Source organism: Rhizobium aethiopicum (assembly GCF_014197535.1).
Classification (GTDB): domain Bacteria; phylum Pseudomonadota; class Alphaproteobacteria; order Rhizobiales; family Rhizobiaceae; genus Rhizobium; species Rhizobium aethiopicum_A.
In genome coordinates this window covers 164,987-182,611 of sequence record NZ_JACIFV010000004.1, presented here as the reverse complement: position 1 = coordinate 182,611, position 17,625 = coordinate 164,987, and the positions used below count along the sequence as shown (strand labels likewise).

Annotated in this window: 16 protein-coding genes, 1 tRNA gene and 2 pseudogenes; 9 read left to right on the top strand and 10 right to left on the bottom strand. The window is 62.2% G+C overall.

The annotated features are described in order from the left end of the window. Positions 1 to 37: 37 nt before the first annotated feature. Together hisN and GGD53_RS08225 are read right to left on the bottom strand one after the other, a co-directional pair. The gene (gene hisN, locus GGD53_RS08230; protein ID WP_184454984.1) at positions 38 to 811 is read right to left on the bottom strand and encodes a histidinol-phosphatase; all 774 of its coding nucleotides are present in this window, start codon (positions 809 to 811) and stop codon (positions 38 to 40) included. Positions 812 to 1,079: 268 nt separating this feature from the next. Next, on the bottom strand, positions 1,080 to 1,961 hold the full coding sequence (locus tag GGD53_RS08225) for an N-formylglutamate amidohydrolase (RefSeq protein ID WP_184454983.1): 882 nt from the start codon (positions 1,959 to 1,961) through the stop codon (positions 1,080 to 1,082). Positions 1,962 to 2,149: 188 nt separating this feature from the next. Here GGD53_RS08225 and cpdR1 point away from each other — a divergent pair, with 188 nt between their 5' ends. The 4 genes from cpdR1 (at position 2,150) to GGD53_RS08205 (ending at position 4,148) form a co-directional block, all read left to right on the top strand. Then, positions 2,150 to 2,512, top strand: a complete 363-nt coding sequence (gene cpdR1 / locus GGD53_RS08220) for a response regulator CpdR1 (protein WP_003542883.1) — start codon at positions 2,150 to 2,152, stop codon at positions 2,510 to 2,512. Positions 2,513 to 2,596: 84 nt separating this feature from the next. Further along, positions 2,597 to 2,671: transfer RNA gene (locus tag GGD53_RS08215), tRNA-Val, on the top strand. Between the two features lie 99 nt (positions 2,672 to 2,770). Continuing rightward, positions 2,771 to 3,052, top strand: coding sequence for a hypothetical protein (locus GGD53_RS08210; protein ID WP_302751087.1), 282 nt, complete (start codon positions 2,771 to 2,773; stop codon positions 3,050 to 3,052). Positions 3,053 to 3,653: 601 nt separating this feature from the next. Continuing rightward, positions 3,654 to 4,148: a hypothetical protein gene (locus GGD53_RS08205; protein ID WP_184454982.1), complete on the top strand. Its 495-nt coding sequence runs from the start codon at positions 3,654 to 3,656 to the stop codon at positions 4,146 to 4,148. A 6-nt stretch (positions 4,149 to 4,154) separates the two neighbouring features. Here GGD53_RS08205 and GGD53_RS08200 read toward each other — a convergent pair whose 3' ends face one another. The 3 genes from GGD53_RS08200 to GGD53_RS08190 all read right to left on the bottom strand — a co-directional run bounded on the left by GGD53_RS08200 (position 4,155) and on the right by GGD53_RS08190 (position 5,526). Further along, complete coding sequence (locus tag GGD53_RS08200) at positions 4,155 to 4,880, bottom strand: hypothetical protein (RefSeq protein ID WP_184454981.1); 726 nt, start codon at positions 4,878 to 4,880, stop codon at positions 4,155 to 4,157. Positions 4,881 to 5,040: 160 nt separating this feature from the next. After that, positions 5,041 to 5,220 carry a hypothetical protein gene (locus tag GGD53_RS08195; protein WP_184454980.1) on the bottom strand — a complete coding sequence of 60 codons (180 nt, stop codon included), beginning with the start codon at positions 5,218 to 5,220 and terminating at the stop codon, positions 5,041 to 5,043. Between the two features lie 75 nt (positions 5,221 to 5,295). Further along, the gene (locus tag GGD53_RS08190; RefSeq protein ID WP_184454979.1) at positions 5,296 to 5,526 is read right to left on the bottom strand and encodes a hypothetical protein; all 231 of its coding nucleotides are present in this window, start codon (positions 5,524 to 5,526) and stop codon (positions 5,296 to 5,298) included. A 348-nt stretch (positions 5,527 to 5,874) separates the two neighbouring features. Here GGD53_RS08190 and GGD53_RS08185 point away from each other — a divergent pair, with 348 nt between their 5' ends. Beyond that, entirely contained in the window at positions 5,875 to 6,966 is a 1,092-nt protein-coding gene (locus GGD53_RS08185) for a DUF475 domain-containing protein (protein ID WP_184454978.1), read from the top strand. Between the two features lie 113 nt (positions 6,967 to 7,079). Here GGD53_RS08185 and GGD53_RS08180 read toward each other — a convergent pair whose 3' ends face one another. From GGD53_RS08180 to GGD53_RS08160, 5 genes are all read right to left on the bottom strand, one after another. After that, on the bottom strand, positions 7,080 to 7,250 hold the full coding sequence (locus GGD53_RS08180) for a hypothetical protein (protein ID WP_094299101.1): 171 nt from the start codon (positions 7,248 to 7,250) through the stop codon (positions 7,080 to 7,082). 157 nt (positions 7,251 to 7,407) lie between these two features. Further along, positions 7,408 to 8,925: a tripartite tricarboxylate transporter permease gene (locus GGD53_RS08175; protein ID WP_011426797.1), complete on the bottom strand. Its 1,518-nt coding sequence runs from the start codon at positions 8,923 to 8,925 to the stop codon at positions 7,408 to 7,410. An 87-nt stretch (positions 8,926 to 9,012) separates the two neighbouring features. Next, complete coding sequence (locus GGD53_RS08170) at positions 9,013 to 9,504, bottom strand: tripartite tricarboxylate transporter TctB family protein (RefSeq protein ID WP_184454977.1); 492 nt, start codon at positions 9,502 to 9,504, stop codon at positions 9,013 to 9,015. After that, positions 9,501 to 10,445: a tripartite tricarboxylate transporter substrate-binding protein gene (locus GGD53_RS08165; protein WP_184454976.1), complete on the bottom strand. Its 945-nt coding sequence runs from the start codon at positions 10,443 to 10,445 to the stop codon at positions 9,501 to 9,503. The genes GGD53_RS08170 and GGD53_RS08165 overlap by 4 nt, the downstream gene beginning before the upstream one ends. 293 nt (positions 10,446 to 10,738) lie before the next feature. After that, positions 10,739 to 11,785 carry an ABC transporter substrate-binding protein gene (locus GGD53_RS08160; protein WP_184454975.1) on the bottom strand — a complete coding sequence of 349 codons (1,047 nt, stop codon included), beginning with the start codon at positions 11,783 to 11,785 and terminating at the stop codon, positions 10,739 to 10,741. 326 nt (positions 11,786 to 12,111) lie between these two features. On the opposite strand from GGD53_RS08160, the pseudogene GGD53_RS08155 reads away from it, so the two are divergent. The 4 genes and pseudogenes from GGD53_RS08155 to GGD53_RS08140 form a co-directional block, all read left to right on the top strand. Then, positions 12,112 to 12,315, top strand: a pseudogene (locus GGD53_RS08155) (adenylate/guanylate cyclase domain-containing protein); the annotation flags it as partial. A gap of 1 nt (position 12,316) precedes the next feature. Continuing rightward, positions 12,317 to 12,796, top strand: a pseudogene (locus tag GGD53_RS08150) (winged helix-turn-helix domain-containing protein); the annotation flags it as partial. Beyond that, positions 12,793 to 14,175 (top strand): sensor histidine kinase, encoded by a 1,383-nt coding sequence (locus tag GGD53_RS08145; protein ID WP_184454974.1) that lies wholly within the window; start codon positions 12,793 to 12,795, stop codon positions 14,173 to 14,175. The pseudogene GGD53_RS08150 and the gene GGD53_RS08145, both read left to right, overlap by 4 nt. A gap of 107 nt (positions 14,176 to 14,282) precedes the next feature. Beyond that, complete coding sequence (locus GGD53_RS08140) at positions 14,283 to 17,609, top strand: DUF2126 domain-containing protein (protein ID WP_184454973.1); 3,327 nt, start codon at positions 14,283 to 14,285, stop codon at positions 17,607 to 17,609. Positions 17,610 to 17,625: the final 16 nt, after the last annotated feature.

The following is a 17,625-nucleotide window of genomic DNA, read 5'->3' as shown; positions in this document are numbered from 1 at the left end:
TTGCCGACCTGGGGCATCGGCTTTGCCGAGCCCGGGTTCAGCGCTGCAGGATGGCAATTGCCTGCTCGTAGACCGCGCGGCTGCCGGCGGCGATGATCGAACCGCCGTTTTCCGGCCGTCCGCCGTCCCAGGTGGTGATGATGCCGCCCGCCCCCTCGATGACGGGAATGATCCCGCCGACGTCATAGGGTTTCAGCCCGTTTTCGATGACGAGATCGATATGGCCGGCGGCAAGCAGCGCATAGGCATAGCAGTCGCATCCATAGCGGAAGAGCCGCACCTGACCCTCGATCTCCCGGTATTTCACCATCTCCCCGCCGGCGAAGAGATGTGGCGAGGTCGTGAACAGAATGGCGCTCGAAAGCGCCTCGCACTGGCGCGTCACCAGCCGCCTTTCACCCTCCGGGCCGGTATAGATCGAGCCGTTCTCGTCGGCGAAATAACGTTCGCCGGTAAAGGGCTGCTCGATCATGCCCATGATCGCCCGGCCTTCCCTATGCAGGCCGATCAGCGTTCCCCAGACCGGCACGCCCGATATGAAGGCGCGCGTGCCGTCGATCGGATCGATCACCCAGACATAGTCCCGGTCGAGCCCGACATCGCCGTGCTCCTCGCCGAGAATGCCGTGGTCGGGGAAATTCTCCTCGATCAGCGCCCGGATAGCGAGCTCGGCCGCCCGATCGCCTTCCGTCACCGGATCGAAGCCGGAAGAAAGTTTATTCGTGACATCGAGGCCGGAGCGGAAGCGCGGCAGCGTCTCGGCGCGGGCGACCTCCGCCAGACGATTGAAGAATGAACGGTCAGGAAGCATGGTGACACCGTTTGGCTGGCGGGAATGCGCTTTCATAGCGAAAACGAGCGGGAATGCAAACGAAGCGGGTAACTTCAGGCGAATTGCCCAAAGATATCGCAGCGCAATATATTGCTTGACATTTGTGCAACGCAATAGTAGCGTCGTCATTACAGTCTTCTGACTGTAAATACCCTCCTTGGGTGTTTCCTCCCTAGACTTAGCCGCGCTGACAAGCGCGGTTTTTTTTGGCCTGGGGAGGCAGGCCGAGAATCAGGAAATTGCAGGTTTACTCGGCGGCCAGCGCCCGATCGCCGGCGAATTTTTCGACATAATCCGCCATCTGCCGCATGAAGGCCGCGACGGCGTCGGCCACCGCGGCGAAATCCTCGCGCTTCTCCAGCGTCACCTCGTCGACATAGATCGCCCGGTTCACTTCGATCTGCAGCGCGTGCAGACCGCGCGAGGGACGGCCGTAATGCTCGGTGATGAAGCCGCCGGCATAAGGCTTGTTACGGATCGCAGCGAAGCCCATTTCCTCGAGGATGGCGATCGCGGCGCGTGAAAGTTCGGCCGAAGCGCTGGTGCCGTAGCGATCGCCGATGATGAAATCGGGCCGCCCGGTGCAACCCGCGACCCGCACATTGCCGGGCATCGAGTGGCAGTCGATCAGAACGCCGAAGCCGAACTGTACATGGGTGCGGGCGATAAGCCGGCGCAGCGCCGCGTGGTAGGGCTTGTAGACTGCCTCGACCCGATCAAGCCCCTCCTGCACCGGCAGCCGCCGTGCGTAGATCTCCATGTTCTCGGCAACGATGCGCGGAATGGTCCCGAGTCCGCCGGCGACCCTCAGCGAATTGATGTTGGCATAGGGCGGCAGCAGCCCGTCGAACATCCTGGGGTCGAGTTCGTAGGGCTCACGATTGACGTCGAGATAGGCCCGCGGAAAATTGGCGGCGAGCATTGGCGCGCCCAGTTCGACGGCCGAGCCGAACAGCTCGTCGACGTAATGGTCCTCCGAACGGCGGATCGCTATGCCTTCCAGCCTCGATTGGGCGATGAATTCCGGTGGATAAATGCGGCCGCTATGGGGAGAGTTGTAGACGAAGGGAATGGTCTGCGACACGGGCTCATGGACCTCAAAAAGCTCGTATTCGCGGATTTCCGGCACTTTCGGCCCTCTTTACCATGTCATGAACTGGCTGCTTCGTTCATGTTGCCAGTTGCCCGCCCTCAAGTCCATACTATGTAGAAGGGATGACCATCACGCACAGGCAATTCACCGGTTGTTTACCGGGCAAAGACTAGTGTAGACGGCTGGCAGCCCACCCAAAACCTATTGATTAGCGGTCTGGATTGATGACTCAGAAGATACTTCTCGCCGAAGACGACAATGATATGCGCCGTTTCCTGGTGAAAGCGCTCGAAAAGGCCGGCTACAAGGTCCTTTCTTACGACAACGGCGCCAGCGCCTATGACCGGCTGCGCGAGGAGCCGTTTTCTCTGCTCTTGACCGATATCGTCATGCCCGAAATGGATGGCATCGAGCTGGCGCGCCGGGCCACCGAACTCGATCCCGATCTGAAGGTGATGTTCATCACCGGTTTTGCCGCCGTGGCGCTGAACCCCGATTCGAAGGCGCCGAAGGATGCCAAGGTCCTTTCCAAGCCTTTCCACCTGCGCGACCTCGTCGATGAGGTCAATAAAATGCTTGCCGCGTAAGGCTTGTCGGGCGGCGCGTCACAAAACTGAAAAAAGCCTATTGACGGCTCCGAAGGTTTTGTGATCTATGCGCCGCCATCGGATGGGCGTGTAGCTCAGCGGGAGAGCACTACGTTGACATCGTAGGGGTCACAGGTTCAATCCCTGTCACGCCCACCATCCTAATTCGCTGAAAAGCAAAGGCCTTTCGAGAAATCGAGAGGCCTTTTGACATAGTGGCCCGCAGGTTCGATAAATCTGCCAATAGGAGTTCTCAGCGTGGCGCAGGTCATTAAACGACGCAAAACTCTCGTGGTGTCCAACGACAAGATTTCGCTGGCAAAAGGTATCAGCCTTCCCAAGGGACGCTACCCCGTCACTGCCGAATATGTTGTATCTCACCTGCGAGGCAGGCCGGTCGAGCAAGCTGGCCGGGTGATGCTCCATCTGACGCGGCAAAACCTCCTGGACTACGGCGTTGATCTGACCGGCAGCGCGATGCTGGGCAGCGACATCGATGTGAGCGGCAATGTGGCGCGCAAGGAAGCTATTCTGGAGTGATTTGCAGAGCATAGACGGTTGACCACTGTCCTTGCCCCACAGGGATGCGCCTCCTGAGAGTGGCCAAGCCAATTTCGGTTACAAAACCATGTGAATTTTTGCCGATCCGGCGTACGGGGCATTCGCCTCTCGACCGGCAGTGCCGCAGTTTTTCCGCCCCTCGCCTCGCCGGGCTTCCACGGCACCTGCGCCCACGAAGTGCTGCTCGAACGAACTTGCAAGCCGTCACCCCCGCCGCGGCCTGACTTCCATCTTCACCATAGCGACCGGTGAAAGAGGCAAGCAACTGTCCGGTTTTTACCCGAGTCATGCAGATGGCGGCGCGCCCTCATATGAGGACGCGCTCATTCGAGCATCAATTGCATACCATTGCTGATGAGCGCCGCCATTATTGGACGTCACATCGCTCCCTTGCCGATGTCCCGCAAATTATGCCGTTGCTGGACCTTTTAGCCAGCAAGCTCAGCCGACGTTCGGCCCGTCGGCGACCGGCGGAATCTTTATGCTGCACGGAACCAAATTTCGGACACAGAGCCATGCCATGGCGGATCGAAGGTGAAGCGGTGATTCGCCTCGCCAGGACATGGGATTTGAGATCGAAATGAAGTTATCCGCGCTTGTTGTCGCCGGCCTTGTTGCCGCCGTCCTCGCCTTGCCAGCCGCCGCCGCGCCGGCCTCCCCGCCTGAGACATTTCCCGGCGCTCCCGGCGTCATTACGCTTTCCGGCAAATGCGCCAGACTGGTCGTCGCCAAATTTGACGCCACCAAGGGCTGCAAAAACGAGCTTGCCAGCGTCACTCTGGCCAACGGTTCGGTGACCTTCATCTTCACTTCAGATGGAAAGGCGCTCGGCTTCCAGGGCGATGGCAGTGGCATCAAGCCAGCCTCCAACGGCAATGCTCGCCTGCCGTTGAGCCTCGTCACGACGGGCGTCGGCAACAAGATGACCGGCCAGGTCAAGGTCGCCGGCTTCTGCACCTTCGGCAATCCCTATGCCGGCGAGCCGATCGCGATCGAATGCACCGCCGAAAGCAAGGACTCCTCCTTCACCGGCAGCTTCCGCACCGGCGGCAAGCTGGTGAAAAAGGGAAAATAGCTCCCGTCAGGCGGCGCACCACGCGCCGCCGGCAGCCCCCGGCTGGCGCGCCAGCCCTTCCTTGATCAACTGCACGCCAAAAGAGCGCCCGTCGCGCGAAACGATCCGCGGCGCGCCTGAGGACTCGGTCTTTCCGGCGGCATCGATGGTGAAGGGGCCGGCGTTCAGAAGCGCCAGCAGGCGCAGCTTCGCGGCGAAGGCCACCCTGCGTTCGTCATCGCAGCGCGCCTGGTCGGCCACTGGGCTTGCCATATCGGCAATGACGATCTTTTCGCCCTTGTACCAGAAGACGCCGCCGTCGCCGACGCAATTGATGTGCGCGCCCTGCCCGCAATAGCCGAAGGCGCCCGTCGCCGTCTGCTGAGCCCCGGGAGAGGCCGGGGCCGGCACCGCCTTGACCGGCTGAATGGCCGGCGTCGGGATTGCCGCCGGCGGCAGCGGCTGCGCCTGCAGCGTCGGCGGTGCGGCTCTCGGCGTCGGTGCGGCAAGCGCCACCTGTTTCGGCGGCACATCCTTCCTGGCGACTGGTCTCGGCTCCGCCATTTCCCGTGCGATCGGCGCCGACTGCCGTTCAAGCAAAGGCTGAAGCCTCTTCCAATTGTCGTGAGCGACGATACCGCCGATCGCGGCAATGCCGATCACCGCCCAGGGCAGCAATCCACCGCTGCTGCGCGCTCTGCTCTTTCCTCTCGCCGGCGCCCTGCGGCGGCCGCGTGTCGCTGTCTTGGCCATGTGTCCGAATCCCGTGAGGCCGGGATTATCGCTGTCCAATCCTTTCCGAAAGGTTGGCGTCAGCCGTTATCTTTAACGGCGTGTTGATTGGCACAAAGGCTGATAGAAAGCGAAACGCCCGGCATCGCCGAGCGCCTATCTCTGCAAAACTTTCTTCCGCTTATTCCGGATTGACGGCCGAAGGCTCGTTTTTTCCGGCCGATGCCACGCCGCTGATCGGCGAAGCGACCGGCTGTTTGCGTTTGCCGATCTCGATGCGATTGTCGGCCCCCTCGCGGATGGCCTGCCATTCATTTTCGTGCCGGATAACAATATCCCGGGCCACAAAGTTCATTGTCATATGTTTCTCACCCTGTTTCAAATCGCCCTGTTTCAAATCGACGTCAGTACGCCGAAGAGGCCTTCGGAAGAGCCGTTATTTCTTCGTTTTCGCATGACTCTTAATGTCGGGACCACCTTTGGAAAGGTCCGCGCCGGTCACATGCGCCGGCACGTGAATGTCGTGGATGACGCCGGGCGTCAGCGTCAGGTCGACATGATGTGGCGGCAGCACCTGTGCCTTCTGCATGCGATTCGGTTTCGCCCGCTTCATGCGGTCGGATGCCTCCGTGCGCTTGTCGGGAACATGGGTCGAAGTGTGCATCATCGGCCTCCTTTCAGCTCAACCAGGGTTTAACGAGCGGGGCCCCCAATGGTTCCCGAAAATTTGCCGTTTTCTTTGGCGCGTTTGGCCTTGACTGGTTCGGGAAGTAGATTACCTAGGGCGTATCCCGCAGCCTTCCGGACATCGGCTACGGGGAACATTGGTGCCGGGCCCCTCTGGCGAGAGTTTTTACGGCGCTCTCGTGATGTCGGTACCGCCTGCAGCTCAGCCGGCGGATTTTTCATCGATGAAAAAGCTCACCATGCCTCGTCGGCATGCCCGTTGTGGCATGCCGCGTTTTTATAGTATCTCCACCCTCTCCAACACGCTTTGCGGCCGCGAGGTGCGGCCATGAACCAATCTCAGACCACTAAATCCTCGCTCGGCTACTTCCGCTGGGCTTTCATCGTCACGGTCCTCGGTCTTATTCTCGGCGCCGTGCTTGGTTGGCAGACGACCGGCACGATCGGCGGCATGGCGACCGTCTTCTTCATCTGTGCCGTGCTTGCGGTGCTGGAGATTTCGCTCTCCTTCGACAATGCCATCGTCAATGCCAACAAACTGAAGGAGATGACGCCGGTCTGGCAGAAGCGCTTCCTTACCTGGGGCATCATCATTGCCGTCTTCGGCATGCGCATTGTCTTTCCGTTGGCGATCGTCGCCATCGCGGCACGCATCGGCCCCTGGGATGCTCTGGTGCTGGCCGCCCGCGAACCTGAGGAATATGCCCGCATCATGAACGATGCGCATCTGCCGATCGCCGCTTTCGGCGGCACCTTTCTGATGATGGTCGGCCTCAGCTATTTCTTCGATCATGAGAAGAAGATCCATTGGCTTCGCGGCCTTGAAAAGGTGATGGCGCGCTCGGCCACCATCAGGGGCATCGAAATCGCCTTCGTGCTGACGCTGATGCTTGTCTTCTCCTGGCTGATCGGCGGCGAGGAAGCCAGCATCTTCGTCCACTGCGCCATCTACGGCCTGCTCACCTTCCTCGCCGTCGAGGTCGTCGGCGAACTGCTCGATGCGTCGCAGCAGACGATGAGCGCTGCCGCCAAGGGCGGCCTGGGCGCCTTCATCTATCTCGAGGTGCTGGATGCCAGCTTCTCCTTCGACGGCGTCATCGGCGCCTTCGCCTTGACGCAGAACCTCTTCGTCATCGCGATCGGCCTCGGCATCGGCGCCATGTATGTGCGCTCGATGACGATCATGCTGGTGGAGAAGGGAACGCTTGCCGAATACCGCTATCTCGAACATGGCGCCTTCTACGCCATCCTGATCCTCGCAGTGATCATGTATGCGCAAACCCTGGTGCACATTCCCGAAGTGATCACCGGTCTCGGCGGCGCGGCTCTGATTGGCCTGTCGCTCTGGTCGTCCATTCGCCACAACAAGCGCGAGCGGGCAGAAGATCACGCCGACCGGCGGGAAGAACTGCACGCCTGACGTGGCAGACAATTAAAGGTCGCAACGCGCCTCAGCGTTGCGGCTACTCCGACATAAATAAGCCCGCGACCATCCGGTTGCGGGCTGTTTCATTCCTGCATGCCTTGAACGGCTTAGCGGATGACCTGACCGAACGAAGCCGGATCGATGCCAAGCTCCTTGAGGTCGCGGGCGCGCGGACGACGGCCGGCTTCGACAGCGGCGCTGACGGCGTTGGCGGCGCTCAGCGCAGCAAATGCGCGGCCCAGGAAGCCGGCGTGGACTGAATTTCGTATGGCGGACATTGTCCTGTTCCTCTTGCTTTATGATTGACCACTCATAGATGGCAGTGCGCTGTCGCATCGACAATGCATGTAAAATCACCGCAGCCATGCAAAAAGAAGAGGCCGGCGCATGGTTCCATGGCCGGCCTCCAGGCAGGGGTAAGGTTGTCTTTTTCTTCTAGTCTTCGTTTGCCGCCAGCTGCGACAGCACCTGGCCCCGACCGCGGATGCGCAGGATCAGCGGGATCAGGAAGGCAGCCGCCGCAACGATGAGCAGGCCTGCCGCGATCGGTGACATCACCAGCGTCGTCACATCGCCCTGGCTGATCGCCAGTGCGCGGCGCAGCTGCTGCTCGGCCAGCGGCCCGAGGATGAGGCCGACGACGGCAGGTGCGATCGGATAGCCGAAGAGCCGCATCACATAGCCGAGCAGGCCGAAGGCGAGCAGCATGCCGAGTTCGAACACCGAAGGGTTGGCGCCGATCGTTCCGAGCGTCGCAAACAGCAGGATGCCGGCATAGAGCCACGGCTTCGGAATGGTCAGCAGCCGCACCCAGAGCCCGATCATCGGCAGGTTGAGGACGAGCAGCATCGCATTGGCGATGAGCAGGCTGGCGATCAGCCCCCAGACGAGCTGCGGATTGGTGGCAAACAGGAGCGGCCCGGGCTGCAGCCCGTATTGCTGGAAACCGGCGAGCATGATCGCCGCCGTCGCCGTCGTCGGCAGGCCGAGGGTCAGGAGCGGCACCAGCGTGCCGGCGGCTGAGGCATTGTTCGCCGCCTCGGGACCGGCCACGCCTTCGATCGCGCCATGGCCGAATTCTTCCGGGTTCTTCGCCAGCCGCTTTTCGGTCGAGTAGGACAGGAACGTGCCGATTTCAGCGCCGCCCGCCGGCATCGCGCCGATCGGGAAACCGATCAGCGTGCCGCGAAGCCAAGGCTTCCAGGAGCGCGACCAGTCCTGTGCGTTCATCCAGAGCGAACCCTTGACCGCCTCCACTTGCTCCGCGACCCGGTTGCCCTGCGCTGCGATATAGAGCGTCTCGCCGATCGCGAACATCGCCACCGCCAGCGTCGTCACTTCGACGCCGTCGAGCAGGTCGGGAATGCCGAAGGAAAGCCTGGCCTGTCCCGTCTGCTGGTCGATGCCGACCATGGCAAGCGCGAAACCGATGAACAGCGCGGTCAGGCCTCGAAGCGCCGAATCTCCAAAAGCCGAGGAGACGGTAACGAAGGCGAGCACCATCAGCGCGAAATATTCCCGCGGCCCGAAGACCAGCGCCAGCTTGACAATGTAGGGCGCGATGAAGGCGAGTCCGAGCGTGGCGATGAGGCCGGCGACGAAGGAGCCGATCGCTGCCGTCGCCAATGCGGGTCCGCCGCGCCCGGCCCGCGCCATCTTGTTGCCTTCGAGCGCGGTGACGATCGAGGCGCTTTCACCCGGCGTGTTGAGCAGGATCGACGTCGTCGAACCGCCGTACATGCCGCCGTAATAGATGCCGGCGAACATGATCAGCGAGCCGCCCGGATCGAGCTTGTAGGTGGCCGGCAACAGCAGTGCCACGGTGAGCGCCGGGCCTATGCCGGGCAAGACGCCGACGGCAGTGCCGAGCGTCACGCCGACCAGCGCATAAACCAGGTTCATCGGCTGCATCGCAACCAGGATACCCTGCCATAGGAATTCGAATGTGCTCATCTTGGTGTCCCAGGCGGCGCTCTCGTCCGTGCCTTCGCAATCGGTCGCCGCGAAAAATCAAAAGAGCTGACAGCGCGTCCCGCGCGGTCAGAAGAACAGATGTTCGAGCGGCCCGGCCGGCAGCGTCAGCTGTAGGAGCTGCGAGAAGATCGACCAGACGACGAAGCTGAAAACGATGCCGATCGGCAGCGAGATCCAGAGCTTGCGTTTTCCGAAGCCGCGTGCGGTCAGCGCAAACAGTATACCGGTCGCAATCGAGAAGCCGGCAACGCGCAGAAGCAGCATCTGGCAGGCGAGACCGGCGACGATCCAGATGACGGGCGCCACTTCTTGCTTGTCTCGTTCCGGAAACTCGCCACGCCAGGCTTCGGCGACGGTCCAGATGCCAAGACAGAAGAGCCCGAACGCCACCACCTCAGGCACCGTTGCCGGACCGATGCGGGCGTACTGTGCTATCGTTTTCAGATGCGTTGCATCCCAGGCCATCACACCCGCGATGGCGAAGAGGAAAACGGCAATGATGAACGCCGCCCAATCAGGGCGGCGTGTGGTTGCCGAGGAGGCCTTATCCTCGCTCATTGAACAAGTCCGATCTCTTTAAGAATGCCCTCGGTAGCGGAGACGTCCTTTTCGAGCTGCGCCTTGAAGGCATCGCCGGAAAGATAGGTGTCGCCCCAGCCCTTGGTCTTCAGGGTCTCCTGCCAGGTGGCAGAGCTGTGCAGCTTCTCGAAATCGGCAGTGATCTTGGCGACCTCGTCGTCCGACAGGCCGGGGGCTGCGGCAACCATGCGCCAATTCTGGATGCTGACGTCGGTGCCGGCTTCCTTCAGCGTCGGGGCATCGACACCGTCGATGCGCTTGTCGCTGGAAACGGCGAGGAGACGCAGCATGCCTGCTTTCACCTGCGATTCGAACTCGCTGTAGCTCGAAACGCCGGCTGTGACCTGGTTGCCGAGAATGGCTGCGAGCGCTTCACCGCCGCCAGAGAAGGCGACATAGTTGATCTTCGTCGGGTCGACGCCGGAAGCCTTGGCAATCAGTCCTGCGGTGATGTGGTCGGTGCCGCCGGCCGAGCCGCCGCCCCAGGAAACCGAGCCCGGATCCTTCTTCAGCGCCGCGACCAGATCGGCCATCGTCTTGATCTCGGACGCGGCGGGAACGACAATGGCCTCATATTCGCCGGTCAGACGGGCAATCGGCGTCACATCCTTGAGCGTCACCGGCGATTTGTTGGTGAGGATGGCGCCGACCATGACATAGCCGCCGACGATCAGCGAATTCGGGTTGCCGGCAGCCTGGCTGGCAAACTGCGCAAGGCCGATGGTGCCGCCGGCGCCGGGAACGTTCTGGACCTGTACGTTGCCGGCGATCTTCTCCTGCTGCAGCGCAGCCTGCAGCGAACGGGCCGTCTGATCCCAGCCGCCGCCGGGAGCGGCCGGCGCGATGATGGTGTAGTCGGCCGCATAGGCCGGCAGCGCGATTGCGGCGGCAAGAATGGTTGCGATGAACGTATGCTTCACGATGTGTCCTCCGTGGGCGATTGAGCGAACCGCCTGTTATTCTCGAGTGAATCGGGAGGGGTGGCCGGCCAGCGGACGCAGTTGTCCTGAATGACGAGCGGAATGCCTCCCAAGGCTTCAATTCTCCGCCTCCACGGAGAAGAAGTAGCCAAAGCCACCACAACAACCTGTCATCTAGCTGACATCGGCAAGATATCCAGAAGGAGAAGCCACTTTTTTGCCGTAATTGGGCCAGCAGCCCGCCGAGGAGTAACAGATATTGATGTCATGAAGCGGCCGAAACCTGGCCTTCTTCACTGTGCCCGCAGAACCTCGTTCCAATGCGCGATCAGCCGCGCACGCTTTACCTGGTCGAGATAGACCATCAGCCCGGGACTGACCGGCACCGGCCGAAGTTGGGCGCCGAGCAGTTCCTGCAGCGTATTGGCAGTGTTTTCGCCCGCCACCTCCGGGCTGACGGCCGGGATCTGCAGCTCGCGCGCCATGATCGTCTGGCCCACCTTCGACATGAAAAAGGCAAGGTAGCGGCGCCCGAGTTCCGGCTCGGCTGCAGCCTGCGGCACCAGCCCGATGCGCGACATCACCACCGTATAGTCCTTCGGCAGCACGATGCCGACATCCGGGTGCCGCGAAGCCCAGTCAGCGGCGTAAGAACCGAGAATATTATAACCGAGCACGAAGCGCCCGTCGGCCACGCGTTCGAGGATCGCAGAGCTCGTCGAGTAAAGTTTGACGCCGGCCGCACCCATCGCGCCGATCACCGACCAGATGTCGCCGAATTGCTCCTGGTCGCGCGCCATGAAGAGAAAACCGACACCGGAGCGCTCGATATCGTAAGTGCTGATCCGGCCATAGACCGCATTGCCCTTGCGCTTCAGATAGTCGACGAGTTCCGCACGCGAGCTCGGCACCGGCTCGTGCGCGAAGCTCGGCTTGTGATAGACGAACACCGCCGGCTCGAAGGTCAACGCATAGGCGGTATTGCGCCAATTCGCCCATGTCGGCCAAGCAGCACTCATCGGCAGATTGCTGACCTGCGCATAGCCGTCGTTGGAAAGCTTCACCTGCAGGTCCATCGCCGAGGAAAAGGCAAAATCCGCCGTTTTGCCGCCTGCATCCGTTTCCCTGACGATCCGGTCGTAGATTTCGCCGGTCAGCATGTCCTCATATCTGACCGCGACATCAGGATTGGCCTCCTGGAACCCCCGGATCATCGGCTGCGCCAAGGGCTCGTCGAGCGAAGAATAGACCGTCAGCACCGGTGCGGCTGTATTGCCCGACTTCGCCGGATAGAAGGCTTGGTCGGCCAGCACGCAACCCGGCCAGAACGCCAGCAGCAAGATGAAAATTCTCCTCATGCAGCAACAATGCCTGAGCATACAGAGAGGAGCAAGGGCGTGACCGGACCTGCAGCGAGCGTCGCCTGTATTGCGACGGATCCGCAGCAGCCAACGTGTCGGTCCGACACCCCTTTGACCATAAATGATTATGATTCCGCGTCATCCTTCACCCGTTTTGAGTATTGATGAAGATTTGGGACGATATAGGGTGCGCTGCCGCGTCAAAACGTCGAAGCCGCCCGAATTTACTTCTTCGGGAGACGACTATACGCGACAAAAAACTCTAAAAAAGCTAGATTGACCTGGGAAGACCCATGGGAGGGGTCATGGAACGACGACTGAGCGCTATTCTCGCTGCGGATGTCGTCGGCTACAGCCGACTGATGGGCATTGATGAGTCAGGCACCTTGCAGGCGCTGAACCGCCATCGCTGCGAGTTGGTTGACGTTCGTATTTCGGACTACAAGGGCCGGATCGTCAAACTCACCGGCGATGGCATCCTTGCCGAATTCCAGAGCGTGGTGAATGCCGCGCGCCCGGCAGAACCAGGCAGCCGTCCTCATCCTGACGGCGCGCGGCACGCCGGAAGAACGGGTGAAGGGTCTCGATCTCGGCGCCGATGATTATCTGATCAAGCCTTTCGATATTGCCGAATTCGAGGCCCGCGTACGCGTGCTGCTGCGCCGCCAGGCCGGGCTGCGTTCGGCGACCGTCGGCTTCGGCGGCATTTCTTTCGACCTTAATTCCCGCACCTTTTCATCAGGCGACACCCCTCTTGATATTCCCGCCCGCGAACTCGGCTTGCTCGAAATCCTCTTCATGCGGGCCGGCAAGGTCGTGGCCAAGGAGGCGATCATCCAGTCGCTGACAGCCTTCGACGACGACATTTCCGCAAACGCGATCGAGCAATATGTCAGCCGGCTGAGGAAACGCCTCTCGCCGCACGGCCTGACGGTCAAGACCGCCCGCGGGATCGGCTACTATCTCGACAAGCTGCCCGAGGCCTCATGAAAGCCGCCTATTCCCTCAGGCGCCGGCTGCTCTTCTGGCTGCTCATTTCGACCGCCGTCATCGGCACGCTGGCGCTCGCCGATACCTATCGCGAGGCGGTCAAGACGTCGAATATCGTCTCCGACCGCGTGCTCGCCGGCTCTGCTCTGGCAATTGCCGAACGCGTCGTCGTCGCCGAAGACGGGACATTGCAGGTCGACATTCCCTATGTCGCCCTGGAAATGCTGACCTCGGCGGCGCAGGACCGGGTCTTCTACCGCGTTGACGGCCCTCCGGGTCAATTCATCACCGGCTATCAATCCCTGCCGGTCCTGAAGAAGACGCCCGGCAATGCCGCAGCCTTCGCCGATGACAGCTTTCGCGGCGAGCCCATCCGCATCGCCACGCTCGAGCGCTCGGCTTCGACGGGGATCCGCTCCGTGCCCTTCGTCGTGACGGTCGCCGAAACCACCATCGCTCGCCGGCAATTGACGCAGGCGATTCTCGTACGTTCGGCGCTGCGTCTCGCCTTCATGATCTTGGGCGCGGCGGTCATCGTCTGGATATCGGTCACGGTGGCGCTCCGCCCGCTCTACAAGCTCGGGGACGCCATCGGCGAACGCAGTCCTGACGATCTGCATCCGATCGAACAAACCGTGCCGAGCGAGGTCGATCCGCTGGTCGATACGGTGAATTCCTTCATGGTCCGCCTGCAGTCGGCCCTCGATGCGCTGCGCAATTTCACCGGCAATGCCAGCCATCAGCTTCGCACGCCCTTAGCGATCATCCGTACCCAGCTCGCCCTTTCGGCCCGCGCCGGCACGCTCGATGAAGCCCAGGCGGCGGCGCTGAAGGGAGACCAGGCCGTGGCGCATGCCGAGCGCATCCTTGCCCAGCTTCTCCTGATGGCGAAGATCGACGCCGCCACCGCCAAGGAGGCGCTGACCGCCTCCGCCATCGACCTTGGGGCAATCGCCCAGGAAATCACCGGCGAGCAGATCCCGGCGGCCGCCGTCGCCGGCATCGATCTCGGCTTCGAGGGCGAAAGCCCGGCCATGATCCGCGCCGAGCCGCTGCTGATCGGCGAGATGCTGCGCAATCTCGCCGGCAACGCCATCGCCTATGCCGGCAAGGGGGCTGAAGTCACCGTCCGCATCATCGCAGCCGCCGACACGGTTCGTCTCGAAGTCGAGGACAATGGTCCCGGTATTCCCAGTGAGAAGCTGGAGGCGGTCCGCAGGCGCTTTTCGCGCGGCAATGATTCCGGCGCGCCCGGCGCCGGCCTCGGCCTGCCGATCGTCGAAGAAATCGCCAATCTTTTCAACGCCGCCTTAACGCTGGAGCCGGGCGCGGGCGGCAAGGGCCTGAAGGCGGTGGTCACCTTCGCCAAGGCGGTATAAACCGGCGGGTCCCCGGCGTTCCGCCCTTGCTTTCTTTCGCTGCATTGCACACACTGACTTCGGGAACAGCAAGCCGCACAACGATGCGCGCCGGACAAAAGAGAAATATGTCGATCAAAGCCAGCATCTATCATCTGACGCACTATACCTACGACAAACCGGTCCGCCTCGGCCCACAGATCATCCGGTTGAAACCGGCCTCGCATTCGAAGACAAGCGTGCTCAGCCACTCGCTGAAGGTCACGCCCTCCAACCACTTCGTCAACCTGCAGCAGGACCCCTACGGCAACTACCTCGCCCGCTATGTCTTCCCCGACCCCGTGACCGAGTTCAAGATCGAGGTCGACCTCGTCGCCGACATGACGGTCTATAATCCCTTCGACTTCTTCGTCGAGGAGGAGGCGACCAAGTGGCCGTTCGACTATCCTGAAAGCATCCGCGAGGATCTGTCGATCTACATGACGCCGGAACCGGCCGGCCCGCGCCTCAAGGCGCTGCTGCCGACGCTCGACTGGTCGCCGGGCCAGCCGACGATCGATATGGTCGTCGGTCTGAACGCCCGCCTGCAGCGGCAGATCGGCTATGTCATCCGCATGGAAACCGGTGTGCAGACGCCGGAAGAGACGCTGGAAAGCGCCAAGGGCTCCTGCCGCGACACCAGCTGGCTGCTCGTCCAGATCCTGCGCCATCTCGGCCTCGCCGCCCGCTTCGTCTCCGGCTACCTCATCCAGCTGACCCCTGATCTGAAGGCGCTCGACGGCCCCTCCGGGACCGAGGTCGATTTCACCGACCTGCATGCCTGGGCCGAGGTCTATCTACCGGGTGCCGGCTGGGTCGGCCTCGATCCGACCTCCGGCCTTCTGACCGGCGAAAGCCATATCCCGCTTGCAGCAACGCCGCATTACCGCAACGCTGCCCCGATTTCCGGCGGCTATTTCGGCGAGGCCGAAACCGAATTCGCCTTCGATATGAAGGTCTCGCGCGTCGCCGAACATCCGCGCATCACCAAGCCTTTCTCCGATGATAGCTGGAACGAGCTCAATGAACTCGGCGAGAAGGTCGACCGTGTCCTCGAAGCCGAGGATGTGCATCTGACGATGGGCGGCGAGCCGACCTTCGTCTCGATCGACGATTTCCAATCCGAGGAATGGAATACCGCCGCCGTCGGCCCGACTAAGCGTGAAAAGGCCGACACCCTGATCCGCCGGCTGCAGGAACGCTTCGCTCCCGGCGGCTTCCTGCATTACGGCCAGGGCAAATGGTATCCGGGCGAAAGCCTGCCGCGCTGGACTTTCTCGCTCTACTGGCGCCGCGACGGCAAGCCGATCTGGCAGAACCTCGATCTGGTCGCCGCAGAAGGCAAGGATACCGGCGTTACGGCCGAGGATGCCGGGAGGTTTCTGACGGCCATCGCAAAGGAATTGGCGATCAAACCTGACATGGTGCAGCCGGCCTATGAGGACCCTGCCGACTGGATCATCAAGGAAGGCAATCTTCCCGAAAACGTCGATCCGGCGAATTCGAAGCTCAAGGATCCCGAGGAACGCAATCGCATCGCCCGGGTCTTCGCCCGTGGCCTGACCGTTCCCACGGGTTATGTCCTCCCGGTTCAGGCATGGAACGCCAGGGCGGCTGAAAGCCGTGTCTGGATCAGCGAGAGATGGAACACCCGCCGCGGCAGGATCTTCCTCGTTCCGGGCGACAGTCCGATCGGCTATCGCCTGCCGCTCGGCACCCTGCCCTATGTGCCCCCGGCGCGTTATCCCTATATCCATCCCGCCGATCCGACGATCCCGCGCGAACCGCTGCCTGATGTCTTCGTGCCGGCTGGCCGCGCCATGCCGGAAGCCTCCTTCCATGCCGGCGAGAGCAATCGCGGCCGGATCGAACAGACGCTCGGGGAGATTGGCGGCGCAGTGCGCACCGCCATGTCGGTCGAGCCGCGCGACGGCAGGCTGTGCGTCTTCATGCCGCCGGTAGAACGCATCGAGGATTATCTCGAGCTGATTGCCGCTGCCGAAAACGCCGCCACCGAACTGAAGCTTCCCGTCCACATAGAGGGCTACCCACCGCCGCAAGATGAGCGCATCAACGTCATCCGGGTCGCCCCGGATCCCGGTGTCATTGAGGTCAACATCCATCCGGCTTCGAGCTGGAGGGAATGCGTCGACATCACCACGGCGATCTACGAAGAGGCGCGCGCCACAAGGCTCGGCGCCGACAAATTCATGATCGACGGCCGTCATACCGGTACCGGCGGCGGCAACCATGTCGTCGTCGGCAGCGCCAACCCGAACAACAGTCCCTTCCTGCGCCGCCCGGATCTCCTGAAGAGCGTTGTCCTCCACTGGCAGCGCCACCCATCGCTCTCCTACCTCTTCTCCGGCATGTTCATCGGCCCGACCAGCCAGGCGCCGCGCATCGATGAAGCGCGTCACGACAGCCTCTACGAGCTGGAGATCGCCATGGCGCAGATCCCCGCGCCCGGTCGCGGCCAGCAACCCCTGCCCTGGCTCGTCGATCGCCTGTTCCGCAACCTGTTGACCGACGTCACCGGCAATACCCATCGCGCCGAGATCTGCATCGACAAGCTGTTTTCGCCCGACGGCCCCACCGGCAGGCTCGGCCTCATCGAGTTCCGCGGCTTCGAGATGCCGCCGAATGCCCGCATGTCGCTTGCACAGCAACTGCTGGTCCGCGCGCTGATCGCCCGCTTCTGGGTCAACCCCGCCGACGGCAAGTTCGTCCGCTGGGGCACGACCCTGCATGATCGTTTCATGCTGCCGCATTTCGTCTGGGCGGATTTCCTCGACGTGCTTGCCGACCTCAGCCAAAACGGCTTCGACGTCAGCCCGGAGTGGTTCAAGGCCCAGCTCGAATTCCGCTTCCCCTACTGCGGCGAAGTCGAATACGAGGGCTCGAAGCTGGAACTGCGCCAGGCGCTGGAGCCCTGGCATGTCATGGGCGAAGAAGGCGCCGTGGGCGGCACGGTGCGCTACGTCGACTCGTCCGTCGAGCGCCTTCAGGTGCGGTTCGAAACCAGCAATACGGCGCGTTACACCGTCACCTGCAATGGCCGCATCCTGCCGCTGACGCCGACCGGCACCTCCGGCGTGTCTGTCGCCGGCGTCCGTTACAAGGCGTGGCAGCCGGCCTCCGGCCTGCATCCCGTACTGCCGGTCAACACGCCTTTGACTTTTGACATTTATGATACATGGTCGAAGCGTTCGATCGGCGGCTGCATCTATCATGTTGCCCATCCGGGCGGCCGGACCTATGACACCTTCCCGGTCAACGGCAACGAGGCGGAAGCAAGGCGGCTCGCCCGCTTCGAACCGTGGGGGCATACGGCGGGCGGTTTTATCCCGCGCGCCGAGACGGGTTCGCCGGAATTCCCGCTGACGCTGGATCTGAGGCGGCCCGCCGGCATTTGAGGCCCGGGGGTAGAGG